Genomic DNA, 13,780 nt, shown 5'->3' with positions numbered 1-13,780 from the left:
GCGAAAATTGTACGCAGCGGGGAGCCGAACCTTAGCGCGTTACACCGTGGCTCGACAATGGGCAAGGGCGGCTTTCCTGCAAGGAAAAGCCCACAGACACGGGGTTTTTAGCCCGGAAGGAGGATTTCCCGGGTATGGCTTGCCTCAAGGCTGGCTTCGGAGAACTCGCCGGCGTGCAGGCTGACCCATTGCTGGGCGAGGGTTTCAAGGTCCGCGTCCGGGCTTTCGGCTTGGGTTTGTGCCTGGCAGAAGTGCTGGATCTGGCACACCTGTTCGCCCATGCGCGCGCCAAACAATGCTTGTTCATCGACGAAGGCAATGCCCACCCGATAGCCGTCCTGTTGCTTCTGGCACCAGGCCACATAACCGGGATAGCGTGCCTCGGCGCCGAGCGAGGGGATCAGCATTTCCACCGCCATGCCGCGTCGATAGGCCCGTGGATGGTTGCAGGCGATTCCGCCCAGGCTGATAGTGTGCAGACGTTGGCGAAACAGTTTGGGCGACTGACGCAGGGTCAGTACGACCGGAACGTCGTCCGGGTGCAGCAGAAACCCACGCATGCTCGACTCCGTGTCGATTTTTTGACCTTGTTCGCTTGAGTATAGTGAAGGTTCGCAAGACGTATGATTTGCGTGTAAAAAATGTGAACAGAAAATGAACGGTTGAGGAGAGCAGGATGAGCACGAGCAACCCGCGTATCGGCGTGATCGGAACCGGCGCCATTGGCGGCTTCTATGGCCTGATGCTGGCGCGTGCCGGGTTCGAGGTGCATTTTCTCCTGCGTAGCGAGTTCGAAGCCGTTCAGCAGCACGGGTTGCAGCTCGACAGCGCGGTTCACGGCGTTATAAAGATGCCGGTCTTGGCCTATGCCGAAGCCGCTGACATGCCGCCCTGCGACTGGTTGCTGGTGGGCGCCAAGACCACCAGCAACGCCGAGCTTGCGCCATTGATCGCTCAGGTCGCGGCGCCTGATGCCAAGGTGGTGCTGCTGCAAAACGGCCTGGGTGTCGAAGAGCAGTTGCGCCCGTTGCTGCCCGCCGACCTGCACCTGCTCGGTGGCTTGTGCTTTATCTGCGTCAACCGCGAAGCCCCGGGGGTGATCCGGCACCAGTCGTTGGGTGCGGTGAACCTTGGCTATCACAGTGGTCCGGCGGCGGATGAAGACAGCCGGCAGTCCATTGTCGAGGCCGGGGCGACGTTGTTCCATGCAGCCGGCATCGACTCCCAGGCGATGACCAACCTGGCCCAGGCCCGCTGGCAGAAGCTGGTGTGGAATGTGCCCTACAATGGTTTGTCAGTGCTGCTCAAGGCCAGCACCACGCCGCTGATGGCCGACGCCGACAGCCGCGCCTTGATCCAGGCGTTGATGGCCGAAGTGGTGCAGGGCGCGCGTGCGTGTGGCCATGAGCTGCCGCAAGGCTATGCCGAGCACCTGTTCGCGGTAACCGAGAAGATGCCTGATTACTGGCCGAGCATGTACCACGACTTTACCCAGCAGCGGCCGTTGGAACTGGCGGCCATTTATGCCGAGCCGTTGGCCCAGGCCAGGGCGGCGGGGTGTGAATTGCCGAAGATGCAGGTGCTGTATCAGGCCCTGGCCTTTATTGATCGGCATAACTTGCAGGATTGATGAGCGTCGGGGCTGCTGCGCAGCCAATCGCTGGCAAGCCAGCTCCCACAGGGTATGTAGGAGATACAGCACATGAGCAAGAATCTCGGCGACAAACTGGTCGTCGCCATCTCCTCCCGAGCGCTGTTCGACCTCAGCGAGAGCCACCGCCTGTACCTGGCCCAGGGCGTTGAAGCCTACCGCCAGTACCAGATCGAACACGAAGACCAGGTGCTCGAACCCGGCGACGCCTTCCCGCTGGTGGAAAAACTCCTGGGCCTGAATGCCAGCCTCGGCCAGCCCCGGGTCGAGGTGGTGCTGGTGTCGCGCAACAGCGCCGACACAGGCTTGCGGGTCTTCAATTCGATTGAGCACCATGGCCTGGGCATTTACCGTGCTGCCTTTGTTGGCGGCCGTAGTCCTTATCCTTATCTGGCGGCGTTTGGCTGCCATCTGTTCCTGTCCACCGATGCCGATGATGTACGCAGCGCCCTGGAGGCCGGCTTCGCCGCTGCCACCATTCTCTCCGGTGGTGCCCGCCGCGCCGCCAGTGACGAACTGCGCATCGCTTTTGACGGCGACGCGGTGCTGTTTTCCGATGAGTCCGAGCGTGTCTATCAGCTGGGTGGCCTTGAAGCCTTTCAGGCCAGCGAGCGCCAGTCGGCCCGCGAGCCGTTGCGCGGTGGGCCGTTCAAGCCATTTTTGGCGGCACTCAACGTGCTGCAGAAGGAGTTCCCCGAAGGCGCCTGCCCGATTCGCACGGCGCTGGTCACGGCCCGTTCGGCACCGGCCCATGAGCGCGTGATCCGTACGCTGCGCGAGTGGGATATTCGTCTGGACGAGTCGTTGTTCCTCGGTGGCCTGGACAAATCGGCGTTCCTCGAAGCCTTTGCCGCCGATGTGTTTTTCGACGACCAGGCAGGCCATTGCGAGCGTGCGCGCAGTGTCGTCGCCACTGGCCATGTGCCTCATGGGATCAGCAACGAACCCATCCTGGGCTAGTGGACAAACCTCGGCGCCGGACGGCCCTGCGACGGTTCTTGGCGCTGCTAAGCTGAAGCTTGCTCTGCCGTCATGGCAGTCGAGGAGGTCGAATGATCCATTCCATGCTGTATGCCACTGACCTCGGTGTGTACGCGCCTTTTGTCATGCAACACGCGCTGGCGCTGGCGCGGACCTTCAACGCAGAGCTCTACGTCATTCATGCGGTCGAGCCCATGGGCCAGTTCGCCGAATCGCTGCTGCAAAGCTACCTGGACGAGCAGACCCTCGATGAACTGCACAGCGAAGGTGTCACCACGGTGATGGCCAATATCGAGCAGCGGGTTCTGGAAAACTTTCGTGACGAATTGGGCGAGGAGGCCGACTTGGCCCTGATCAAGGCTGTGCGCGTGCGCCAGGGCGATCCGGCGCAGGTGATTCTCGAGCAGGCCCAGCGCCTGAGTGTCGACTTGCTGATCTTCGGTAGCCATAGCCAGGGCGCTGGCGTTGATATCCCGATCGGACGCACCGCCGTGCGCTTGCTGCAGCTGTCGCCAGTGCCGGTGTATATGGTGCCGCTCGCGCAACACCTTGGGCGTAGGAAGTCGTAACTGCGTGGCGCAGGTAGGTTCCTGGAAGACTGCTAAAATAGTTCTAGATTTATTCTTCAAACCACTAATATAGTTATAAATCGTCGCTGCTGCCGGTGACGCCCAGCTGATTTGAGGGATACCTATGAAGCTTCAACAATTGCGCTACATCTGGGAAGTGGCGCACCACGACCTCAACGTCTCCGCGACAGCGCAGAGCCTGTATACGTCCCAGCCGGGCATCAGTAAGCAGATCCGCCTGCTTGAAGACGAACTGGGCGTCGAAGTGTTCGCCCGCAGCGGCAAGCACCTGACCCGCGTGACCCCGGCCGGTGAGCGCATCATTACCACTGCCGGCGAGATCCTGCGCAAGGTTGAAAGCATCAAGCAGATCGCCCAGGAATTCTCCAACGAGAAGAAGGGCACCCTGTCGATCGCCACCACCCATACCCAGGCGCGTTATGCCTTGCCGCCGGTGATCAGCAGCTTCATCAAGCAATATCCGGAAGTGGCCCTGCACATGCATCAGGGCTCGCCCATGCAGATCGCCGAAATGGCTGCTGACGGCACCGTCGATTTCGCCATTGCCACCGAAGCCCTGGAGCTGTTCGGCGACCTGGTGATGATGCCGTGCTACCGCTGGAACCGTTGCGTGGTGGTACCGCAAGGCCACCCGCTGACCAAGCTGCCCAAGCTTACCCTCGAAGCCCTGGCCGAATACCCGATCGTCACCTACGTGTTCGGTTTTACCGGCCGCTCCAAGCTCGACGAAGCCTTCAGTCATCGCGGCCTGACCCCGAAAGTGGTGTTCACCGCCGCCGACGCCGACGTGATCAAAACCTACGTGCGCCTGGGCCTGGGCGTCGGTATCGTGGCCAAGATGGCCGTCGACACCAAGCTCGATAATGACCTGGTGGTGCTCGATGCCAGCGAGCTGTTTGAGTCCAGCGTGACCAAGATCGGTTTCCGCCGTGGCACCTTCCTGCGCGGCTTCATGTGCGACTTCATCGAGAAGTTCGCCCCGCACCTGACCCGCGAAGTGATGGCCAAGGCTATCGCCTGCCACAACAAGCAGGAGCTTGAAGAGCTGTTCGAAGGTGTCGAGTTGCCGGTGCATTGATGCCGGTTTGATCGCTGCAAAGCGCCCCGCGAGGGGCGTTTTTTTTGCGTACGTTTTAACGTTTGTATTGCTTGGGAAATTTCCCAATGCCCCTGGGAGTGGTCCGACTTTTTGCGTCAGAAAACTGCCGAATAATCCTCCTCGCCAACCGCACTGTGCGGTGCGGCATCAGCCGGCGGGCACTTCGCCGTTGGCACGTCACCTGTGACGGTTTCACAGGTCAATTCGAGGAGCACTTCATGAAACGCACTTTTCTGGCCCTGCCATTGGCCATGCTGGCCGCAGCTAACGTTTTTGCGGTGGAGCCGTTGGAGAAACAGGTCACCGTTATAGCGACTATTCCTACCGAGAACTTCTACGTCGAGCCGGTGGGCGGCAACTGGATGAACGAACCCCAGAGCATGGCCTGGAACCCGCTGCGCGAGTCGCTTGAGCCGATTCGTAAACAGCTGCAGGTCAAGAGCACCACTGGAGCCATTTCCGCGCGCCTGCTCAGCCCGGCCGTGATCAGCAGTGGTGCCAACAGCATCGGCCTGGACGTAGCGGTCAATGGCACCGGTTTGACCACCACTTCCGCTCCGGTGGTCCCGGCAGCCGATGCCGCAGCGGGTGCCCGCGTCGGTTTTGACGTCGCCGCGCAGTCCGCAGGCCCAAGCGGCTACGTGCCCGGCAACTACCAGGGCATCATCAACATGATGTTCGAGACCGTCACGCCGTAAGTCGCCAGCCTGGCGTTTTTCCCTTCCCCTTCTGTTCGCCCCGCTCCTCATGCACTTGCCTGGGGTGGGGTGAATATTGCCTGTGAAAACATGGACATGGTCAATTACGTGCCATTAGTTGCTGTAATCCGAATGACACTGGGGTGTCTGGCCTTTTCGGGTATGGCGTCAGCCTGGGCCGATGCGCAGGGGCCGTCCACTCACCTTGGTGTACTGACCCAGGCCCAGGGCCTGCCGCAAGAGTTCACTGAGCATTTCTTCGATGTGCCATTGGCGGTCAGGGTCGACCTTGATGGTCGCTACCTGGGGGATGCCCTGGTCGTGCTGTCGCGTGATGAGCAGGTGCAGTTGCTCAACTTCACCGACACCTTCGAGAGCCAGGCCGCCGACACCGAGCGCTCCCGCTGGCGCGAACAGCTCAGCGAGCCAAGGTCGCTGGGCAACTGCCTGTCCAGTTGTCCGCAGGTGTTGGTGGCCTTGCACTACAGCCTGGTGAATTCGCAGTTGTCGATTCTTACCGCAGCGGCCGAGCGCAGTGATCAGCCGAGGCTTTATCATCAATTGCCCGAGCGTGGCAGCCATGGCTTGCTGCTGCGCAATCAGTTGAACCTGGTCGATGCAGATAACGACACCACCGGACGTTATGCCGTCCAGGGGCAAAGCAGCTTCGGCAACTGGACGGCCCTGGGCGAGGCCCAGTTCGACCGCAACAGCGACAACCTCGAGCAAACCCGGCACCGGGTCGACCAGCTCTATGGCGAACGTCTGCACGACAATCATTTTTTTCGCCTGGGGTATTTCACGCCAGGCGCCCAGGGGCTCACCCGCCAACCGCGCCTGTTGGGTAATCATCCCGATACCACACGCGGGTTTATGCTCGGTAGCAGCGACAGCCTGGCGCTCAACAATGGCCAGGCCAGTACAACGCCCATCTACGTCACCCCCAACCGCTCCGGTATCGCGGAAATCTACCGCAACGGTGTACTGATCAACAGTCAGGCCGTGCAGGCTGGTTTGCAGGCCCTGGATACCCGGGTGTTGCCGGGCGGCATCTATGAAGTGGAGGTACGCCTGATCGAAGACAATCAGGAAACCTCGCGCACCGAAGCGTTTATCTATAAACCCAGTAACTGGAGCAACGCCGAGTCTCCCTGGCGCTACAACATCTACCTTGGGCAGCAGAGCAGCCTGTGGAGCAACTGGGACCAGACCTACGACGACAGCTTCACCGCCGGTGCATTCACTAACTATCTGGCCCATCCCAGGGTGGTGCTCGGGCTCTCTACCCAGCGTATCGACGAGCTGATGCAATACGGTGGCTCGCTGGACTGGGATGTGCTCGATCCGCTGAAGCTGTATGCCAGCGTGTTTCATACCGAAGACAACGGCAACGGCTATGACTTGCAGGGTATCTACAACTACGCGTTGGGCTCGCTGGTGTTCAGCCACAGCCGGTCCTGGCTCGATAGTCGCCGGGTCGACGAGGTTATGGATACGGTCTATGCCGGTACGCGTGTCCAGGAGGTCCGCCAGAGTGCGCTATCGCTGAGCCACAGGGTCGATCGGCAAAGTACTGCCACCCTGCGCCTGTCCCATAGCAGCGGTACCGGCGCAGATGGCACCGGCGTGGATCTGGGTTGGGGCTACTTCGGTAAGCTGCTGAACTCCGATACCAGCTGGCGCCTGTCGCTGTTCGACCGGCCCGGCACCAGCAGTTCCGGCAATGCGCGTAACCGCGGCGTCAGCTTGAGCATGAGCATGAGCCTGGGGGGGCCTGGGCAGCGAATCTCGGCAACCCTGGGTAGCAGGACGTCACGTGACGGCGAGCGCGACCAGAATGCCTCGTTGACCTATCAGCAGGATGTTGACTACGGCGCCTTGCGCAGCCTGGCTGGCACTGTCTCGCTGGATAGCTATGGGACCGGTTTTGGCGGCAATGCCCTGTTCGAAAGCCCGCTGGTGCACGGTGATGCCTATGCCCAAAGCTCTTCCTACAACGGTGAGCTGACCGCTGGCCTGAACCTGGACAGCGTGGTGGCGGTTGGCGCCGGCAAAGTGGCGATGTCCGGGCAGCACCTGCCCCATGAGGCGGGGTTGATCGTCGATGTGGAGTCCGACCTGCAGGGTGTGCGTATGCGTGCCGATGACCATCAGGGCTATGGTGCGGTACTGCGCCCCGGGCGCAATGTCATCCCGGTGGCGGCCTACAAGGCTGGCCAGGTGCACTTCGATTTTGATGGACATGATGCACATGCCGCCGTGATTCAGCCATCAAGCCTTGAGTATCACCTCAACCGCGGAGGCGTGGAGTACCACCGGATTCGCGTGATGCAGACCCTCACAGTGATCGGTCGACTGGTCGACGCCAAAGGCCAGCCGCTCAGGGGCGCATTGGTGATCAACCACGCCAGCCGCAGTGTCAGTGAGGCAGATGGGTTCTTTGCTATCGAGATGAGCGAATCGACGCCGACCCTGGAGATTCGCCGAGCCGGGGATGCCTTGTGCCTGCTCAGTTTTGACCAAGGCAGGTTTGCGCGGGAGAACGATGTACTGCTGGTCGGTGATTTGACTTGCGCTGGTGCCAATGTGGCCCGGGCCGAGTTGAAACAGATGAAGGAGGAAGCGTGATGCGGCGACTGCGAAAATCCCTGGGCGCGGCGTTTGCCGTGTTCATGGGGGTATCAGGGGGCGGTTTGCCAGGGCTGCTCAGCGCTAAGGCCGAGGCCAATGTGGCGAACATTACCTTTGAATACACCGGCCCTCGGCCAGGCTATAGGCCGGACGAGTTCGTCAATACCACGCCGCCGGCGGAGTTCTGTTCGGGGCTGGTTCACTGTACTCGGTACAACGAACACAAGTACACGTTCAATTTCCCGGCCAGTTACAGCAAGACCACCTTCCAACTAGACCCAGATTTACGAAACAGGTACTTCTTCAAACTGCCGGACGTAACCACCTTGCATCTGGTCAATGAGCACGGGGATTCGTTCCGTGCTCAGTTCAAGCCGACCCATGTCGGCCTGAGAGTCAGATCTTCTAGCGGGAGTCTGGGAGTGGGTTACCCAAATAACGGAGGGTGTTGGGGCGTGGCGTCGCGTTACGTCACAAATAACATCGCTGAATACGTCGGGGCGATCATCGACCCGAGTCTTGGTTGCTGGATAGCTGAGCGAGATCAGAGTCCAGGAGCCAGAAACGAGCACTCGACCAACGTAATGGGAATATCCTTCGACCTGCAGTTGCCGTCTGCCACATCACTGAAAAACGGTGTCTATAGGGCTCAGTTGCCATGGAGGGTTGCTTTTCCGGGAGGGGGGGAGTTTGACACCGGTAACAGTTCCCACCCGATAAGCCGTTGGACCCTGGATTTTGAAGTAACCGTCAGACACCCCTTGAAGATCGAGTTTCCGGCCGGCTCCGAGCGGGCGGTACTTGAACCCGCGGGTGGCTGGGCCAGCTGGAGCAACCGAGGGGCCGCGCCGCAGCGCCTGTACCGCCATCTTCCGTTTCGCATCTGGACCACCAGTGCCATCAGTGTCCATGCCCGCTGCGAATACACCATGGGCGGGCGGTGCGGGATCCGCAATCGTCGCGATCATCAGGTGCCGTTGACCTTCGCCCTGACCCTGCCGCCGAGCATGCGCCATGCCGGTGCGCTGGTTGAGGACTTGCCGTTGCCGGTAGGCGGCGGCGCAGCACTTACCATCGACACTATCGAGGAAACGCGCGACCGCCAGGGGCGCCTGCTGTTTGAAGTGTCCCAGGCTGATGTCGCACAAATGCTTTTACATCCGGGGGAAACCTATCAGGGCGATGTCACGCTGGTAGTGGATGCTGCGCTGTAGACAGCCAGTGGCTCACGAAGCCCGAAAAGGATGTAAGACGTTTCTCCTTGATTTTGGGAAGTTTCCTATAGGTCGTGCAGGTTGCCCGGCTAATCCCGCTCGATGAGAATGATATTAATTGGCCATTTGCCTAAGGGAGGCGTACGCATGAAGGGAATTCTGGCAATGCCAGTGCTGTTGATGCTGCTTTGTGGGTCCGCATTCGCGGGCCCTGAGCTCAATATCGGCACGTTTTATGACTATCTCGATGGCGACAAAAGCACGCTGCTCAAGCGGGTTCGCAATGCGGGAGACGCCACGGCGTTCGTCAAGGTCAGCGTTGTCGAGTTGGTCTACGACAACCAGGGCCAGGCCCGCGAGGTCGAGATGGACGGGCGCGAGGCGTTGCAGCGCGGCCTGGTGGTGAGCCCGGCGCGGCTGATCATCCCCGCCAATGGCATGCAGGCGGTGCGTCTGCTTTACCGCGGCGAGCGCGATCAGGAGCGCTATTTCCGCTTGCGTTTCATTCCGGTGCTGCCGGAGGTCGACGACGGTTTTGCCATTACCGAAGACGAAGCCGAACGCTATGAAGACGCCCTCAAGGTCGGGGTCAATATCCTCGCCGGTTATGGTTCGATCCTGTTCGTACGGCCCCAGGCAAGCCGCTACCAGACCGAGGTTGAACATCAGGCTGGGCGCTTCCTGATTCCCAACAAGGGCAATACCACTATCGTGCTCGATCATTTCAATGACTGCGCCGCCGGTAACCAGGACTGTGTGCCGGCGACCAAGCACCATGTGTTGCCGGGCAATGTCCGCGTGTTCGAGAAAAAGCCCGGGCGTCATTATCGCTTTGAGCTGATTGAGGGCGAACAGCGCCGAGAGATTGCCTTCCAGGGGTGAACCGAGCCCAGTCACCGTCGTGGTATGAGGGAAAGCATGAGTAGTGTCTTGATCGTCGATGACCACCCGTTTATTCGTTCCAGCGTCAACTTGCTGCTCGTCAGCGAACGCTTCGATGTGGTTGGCCAGACCGATAACGGCATCGATGCCGTTCGGCTGGCACGAGAGTTGAGCCCGGACCTGATGATTCTCGATATCAGCATCCCGGGGCTCGACGGCCTGGAAGTCATCGCCCGGGTCAAGGCGATGAAGCTTGCGCTGAAGATTCTGATCCTGACTTCGCAACAGGCTGAATACTTTTCCTTGCGCTGCATGAAGGCGGGGGCGGTCGGCTACGTGTCGAAAACCGATGACCTGTGCGAACTGAGCAAGGCGGTGCATGCGGTCATGTCCGGCTACACCTACTTTCCCGAGGTTGCCCTGAGCTCCGTGAGCAGGGTCGATGTGCGGGCCACGGAGGCCGAATGCATCGCCAGCCTGACCAACCGTGAGCTGCTGGTGCTGCAACAGTTGGCCCGGGGCTTGAGCAACAAGGCCATTGGCGATGCGATGCTGTTGAGCAACAAGACCATCAGCACCTATAAAACCCGCCTGATCGAAAAACTGAGGGTCAAATCATTGGTGGACCTGGCGGATGTCGCCAAGCGCAATCTGCTCGTCTAGGTTGCGCAATTGTGTGCAGGCTCGATTGCTGCAAGCGCTGGGGTTGCTGGCCCTGTTATGCCTGACCGAAGTGGCTGGCGCCGATGACGTAACGCCAGGTATCTGGCCGGATGCGATCCGCGGCTTGCGCGCCTTTGAGGCTCATGCGCATGCGGTGGTGGTGCAAAACCCCACGCTGGCGATAGTCGACAGTTTCTGGCACGACAATGGGCGCCTGATCGCCCAGGCGTGTGCCTTGGTCGGCAGCTTGCTGGCACTGGCGCTGGTATGGATTCACTACCTGCGCCAGTCGATCCGCAAGTGTGAACGGGCCGAACGCGCCTTGAGCGAGCTGTACGCTGAGTTGCAAGCCGCCAAAGAGCAGGCAGAGGCGGCCAACCAGGCCAAGACGACATTTCTGGCGACCATGAGCCATGAGATCCGCACGCCTATGAATGCCCTGTTGGGCATGCTCGAGCTGGCCCAGGAAAAGGCCGAACAGGGTGTGCTCGATCGGCTGGCCATCGAGGTGGCCTCAAGCTCGGCGCGTGGCCTGCTGGAGTTACTCGGCGATGTGCTGGATGTCACCCGCATCGAATCCGGCCAACTGCTGCTCGAACCACGGCGTACTCCGTTGCGCCAGCAGGTCGAAGGCGTGGTGCGCATGTTTGAACAGCAGGCCCAGAGCAAGGGCCTGCGCTTGTATCTGGAGGTCGCTGGCGCGCTGGATAGCGACGTGCTGCTCGATGCCCTGCGCTTCAAGCAGATTCTCTCCAACCTGGTCAGCAATGCGATCAAGTTCACCCGTGAAGGCTCAGTGCGTGTGCGCCTTGAAACGCAACGCCAGCGCCACCGGGTAGCCGTCACCCTGGTGGTGGAAGATACCGGCGTCGGCATTCCCATGGCCGACCTGTCACGCCTGGGGACGCCCTATTGTCAGGCCAGCAACAACCGGCAAACGGGGCGCAACGGTGCGGGCCTGGGGCTGAGCATTTGCCGGATGTTGTGCGAACTGATGGGTGGGCGCCTGCAGCTCGATAGCAGTATTGGCGTGGGCACGCGCGTCGAGTTGCAGTTGAGCCTGACCTGCCTGCCGCCCTCGGCTTCCAGCACTGCGCCAGGCAGGTGCCGGGAGGGCGCTGGCGGGGCAAAACCGCTAAAGGTGCTGGTGGTGGATGATTATCCGGCCAATCGCATTCTGCTCATGCACCAGCTCGGCTACCTGGGCCATCGCGTGCGGGTGTGCGAACACGGCGGTGAGGGGTTGCGCTGTTGGCTGCGAGAACCGTTCGATGTGGTCATTGCCGACTGCAATATGCCGATCTTCGATGGTTACCGGCTGGCCCGGGCGATCCGCGAGCATGAGCGGCGGGCCGGCAGGCGCGCCTGCCGGGTGCTGGCGGTGACCGCCAACGCTCAGGTGTCCGAACGCGCCCGCTGCCGGGCGGCGGGAATGAATGCGTGCCTGTTCAAGCCCTTGAGTATCGATGATTTGGCGCAGGCGTTGGGCGGGGTGGCGTGTTCTGCGCCAGCGCCGGTCGAGGCCCCGCCGCTAGCTGTGCTGCCAGGCGTGGACATCTCCAGCCTGCTGGTGTTGGCCGTGGGCGACCAGGGCAAGGTCAAAGCCCTGCTCGGCGATTTGCTCAGCAGTAACCGCCAGGATCTGCGGCGGCTGGACCGGCTGCACGACGGTAAGGACCTGGCGGCGCTTGCCGACCTGGTGCACCGCCTCAAGGGCGGGGCGCGGATGATCCGCGCCCACGATCTGCTGGACATCTGCGCCCAACTGGAGAAGGCCTGCGCCGCGCATGCCCCGGCCCACCGCATCAGCCAACTGGTGGAACTGCTGCGCCAGGCGATCGTGGAGCTTGAGCGGCACCTTGAGCGCTATTGCCAGCCCGAGGAGGTCAGCCCTTGGTGATCAGGTTGCCGGCGTGCAGCCCGCATTCCTTCTGGGTTGACTCTTCCCACCACCAGCGGCCTTCGCGCTCGTGCTGGTTCGGCAGCACCGGGCGGGTGCAGGGTTCGCAGCCGATGCTGATGAAGCCGCGCTCGTGCAGGCTGTTGTACGGCAGCTCAAGCATGCGGATGTAGCCCCAGACTTCCTCGCTGCTCATCTGCGCCAGCGGGTTGAACTTGTACAGGGTGTGCTCGGGGGTGGAGAACGCACTGTCGATTTCCAGCACTGCCACCTGGCTGCGGGTGCCCGGGCTCTGGTCACGGCGCTGGCCGGTGGCCCAGGCGCTGACGGTGCTCAGCTTGCGCCGCAGCGGTTCGATCTTGCGGATGCCGCAGCACTCGCCATGGCCGTCCTTGTAGAAGCTGAACAGGCCTTTTTCTTTGACCAGGGGCTCAAGCTTGCTGGGGTCGGGGGAGAGGACCTCGATCGGCAGCTTGTACTGTTCGCGCACCTGCTCGATGAACCGGTAGGTTTCCGGGTGCAGGCGGCCGGTGTCGAGGCTGAACACCTTGACGTTCTTGTTGAGCTTCCAGGCCATGTCCACCAGCACCACGTCTTCGGCACCGCTGAAGGAAATCCACAGGTCATCGCCGAAGTGCTCGAAGGCCAGCTTGAGGATGTCTTGCGGCGACTTGTTGGCGTAGGTCGCGGCCAGGGCGGCGACGTCGAAGGGTTGGCTCATCAGGCGGCTTCCGGTCGTTGAGTGGCGCTTGGCGCTCGTAATACCCTGATCTTAACAAAAATTGCCGGGGTCGACGCCGCGCATGTAGAGTGCGGCTTCCCATTTTTGGCGTTGTTCGAGGAGTGTGCTGTGGAAATTGCCTGTCTCGACCTGGAAGGTGTGCTGGTCCCGGAAATCTGGATCGCCTTCGCGGAAAAAACCGGAATCGAATCGCTGCGAGCCACCACCCGCGATGTTCCCGATTACGACGTGCTGATGAAACAGCGCCTGCGCATTCTCGATGAGCATGGCCTGAAGCTTGCCGATATCCAGGCGGTGATCGCCACGCTCAAGCCGCTGGACGGCGCCATCGAGTTCGTCGACTGGCTGCGTGAGCGTTTCCAGGTGGTGATCCTTTCCGACACCTTCTACGAATTCTCCCAGCCGCTGATGCGCCAGCTGGGCTTCCCGACGCTGCTTTGCCATCGCTTGATCACAGACGAAACCGATCGGGTTACCGGTTACCAGTTGCGCCAGAAAGATCCCAAGCGCCAGTCGGTGCTGGCCTTCAAGAGCCTGTACTACCGGGTGATTGCCGCGGGCGATTCGTACAACGACACCAGCATGCTTGGCGAAGCGGATGCGGGGATTCTGTTCCATGCGCCGGAGAACGTCATTCGGGAGTTTCCGCAGTTCCCGGCGGTGCATGATTTTACGGCGTTGAAGCAGGCGTTCATCAAGGCTTCGAACCGGTCGTTGAGCCTGTAGGGG

Annotated in this window: 13 protein-coding genes; 11 read left to right on the top strand and 2 right to left on the bottom strand. The window is 61.1% G+C overall.

The annotated features are described in order from the left end of the window. Positions 1-107: 107 nt before the first annotated feature. Positions 108-560, bottom strand: a complete 453-nt coding sequence (locus UW3_RS0111235; RefSeq protein ID WP_010222544.1) for a PilZ domain-containing protein — start codon at positions 558-560, stop codon at positions 108-110. A gap of 116 nt (positions 561-676) precedes the next feature. On the opposite strand from UW3_RS0111235, the gene UW3_RS0111230 reads away from it, so the two are divergent. From UW3_RS0111230 to UW3_RS26865, 10 genes are all read left to right on the top strand, one after another. Then, the gene (locus UW3_RS0111230; protein WP_010222543.1) at positions 677-1,630 is read left to right on the top strand and encodes a putative 2-dehydropantoate 2-reductase; all 954 of its coding nucleotides are present in this window, start codon (positions 677-679) and stop codon (positions 1,628-1,630) included. A 72-nt stretch (positions 1,631-1,702) separates the two neighbouring features. Continuing rightward, entirely contained in the window at positions 1,703-2,611 is a 909-nt protein-coding gene (locus UW3_RS0111225) for a 5'-nucleotidase (RefSeq protein WP_010222542.1), read from the top strand. Positions 2,612-2,703: 92 nt separating this feature from the next. Further along, positions 2,704-3,201 (top strand): universal stress protein, encoded by a 498-nt coding sequence (locus UW3_RS0111220; RefSeq protein WP_010222541.1) that lies wholly within the window; start codon positions 2,704-2,706, stop codon positions 3,199-3,201. Between the two features lie 124 nt (positions 3,202-3,325). Next, positions 3,326-4,300 carry an HTH-type transcriptional regulator CysB gene (gene cysB, locus UW3_RS0111215; protein WP_010222540.1) on the top strand — a complete coding sequence of 325 codons (975 nt, stop codon included), beginning with the start codon at positions 3,326-3,328 and terminating at the stop codon, positions 4,298-4,300. 239 nt (positions 4,301-4,539) lie between these two features. Further along, the gene (locus UW3_RS0111210) at positions 4,540-5,019 is read left to right on the top strand and encodes a CS1 type fimbrial major subunit (protein WP_010222539.1); all 480 of its coding nucleotides are present in this window, start codon (positions 4,540-4,542) and stop codon (positions 5,017-5,019) included. Between the two features lie 162 nt (positions 5,020-5,181). Further along, positions 5,182-7,647 (top strand): CS1-pili formation C-terminal domain-containing protein, encoded by a 2,466-nt coding sequence (locus UW3_RS0111205; RefSeq protein ID WP_010222538.1) that lies wholly within the window; start codon positions 5,182-5,184, stop codon positions 7,645-7,647. After that, positions 7,647-8,864 carry a hypothetical protein gene (locus UW3_RS28695; protein WP_010222537.1) on the top strand — a complete coding sequence of 406 codons (1,218 nt, stop codon included), beginning with the start codon at positions 7,647-7,649 and terminating at the stop codon, positions 8,862-8,864. The genes UW3_RS0111205 and UW3_RS28695 overlap by 1 nt, the downstream gene beginning before the upstream one ends. Before the next feature lie 147 nt (positions 8,865-9,011). Beyond that, positions 9,012-9,746, top strand: coding sequence for a fimbrial biogenesis chaperone (locus tag UW3_RS0111195; RefSeq protein ID WP_026001283.1), 735 nt, complete (start codon positions 9,012-9,014; stop codon positions 9,744-9,746). 36 nt (positions 9,747-9,782) lie between these two features. Then, positions 9,783-10,409, top strand: coding sequence for a response regulator transcription factor (locus tag UW3_RS0111190; protein ID WP_010222535.1), 627 nt, complete (start codon positions 9,783-9,785; stop codon positions 10,407-10,409). Positions 10,410-10,422: 13 nt separating this feature from the next. Next, a complete protein-coding gene (locus UW3_RS26865; RefSeq protein WP_158467529.1) occupies positions 10,423-12,309 on the top strand; it encodes an ATP-binding protein in 1,887 nt (628 codons plus the stop codon). On the opposite strand, the gene UW3_RS0111180 is transcribed toward UW3_RS26865, so the two are convergent. Next, the gene (locus tag UW3_RS0111180) at positions 12,296-13,030 is read right to left on the bottom strand and encodes a phosphoadenylyl-sulfate reductase (protein WP_010222533.1); all 735 of its coding nucleotides are present in this window, start codon (positions 13,028-13,030) and stop codon (positions 12,296-12,298) included. The two genes, UW3_RS26865 and UW3_RS0111180, sit on opposite strands and share 14 nt — an antisense overlap. 129 nt (positions 13,031-13,159) lie before the next feature. Between UW3_RS0111180 and thrH the strand changes: the two genes are divergently transcribed. After that, on the top strand, positions 13,160-13,777 hold the full coding sequence (thrH, locus tag UW3_RS0111175; RefSeq protein ID WP_010222532.1) for a bifunctional phosphoserine phosphatase/homoserine phosphotransferase ThrH: 618 nt from the start codon (positions 13,160-13,162) through the stop codon (positions 13,775-13,777). The last annotated feature ends 3 nt before the right edge of the window (positions 13,778-13,780 follow it).

The sequence above is a fragment of the Pseudomonas donghuensis genome (genome assembly GCF_000259195.1).
In the GTDB taxonomy this organism is placed as follows: domain Bacteria; phylum Pseudomonadota; class Gammaproteobacteria; order Pseudomonadales; family Pseudomonadaceae; genus Aquipseudomonas; species Aquipseudomonas donghuensis.
This window is presented reverse-complemented; position numbering and strand designations above follow the sequence as displayed.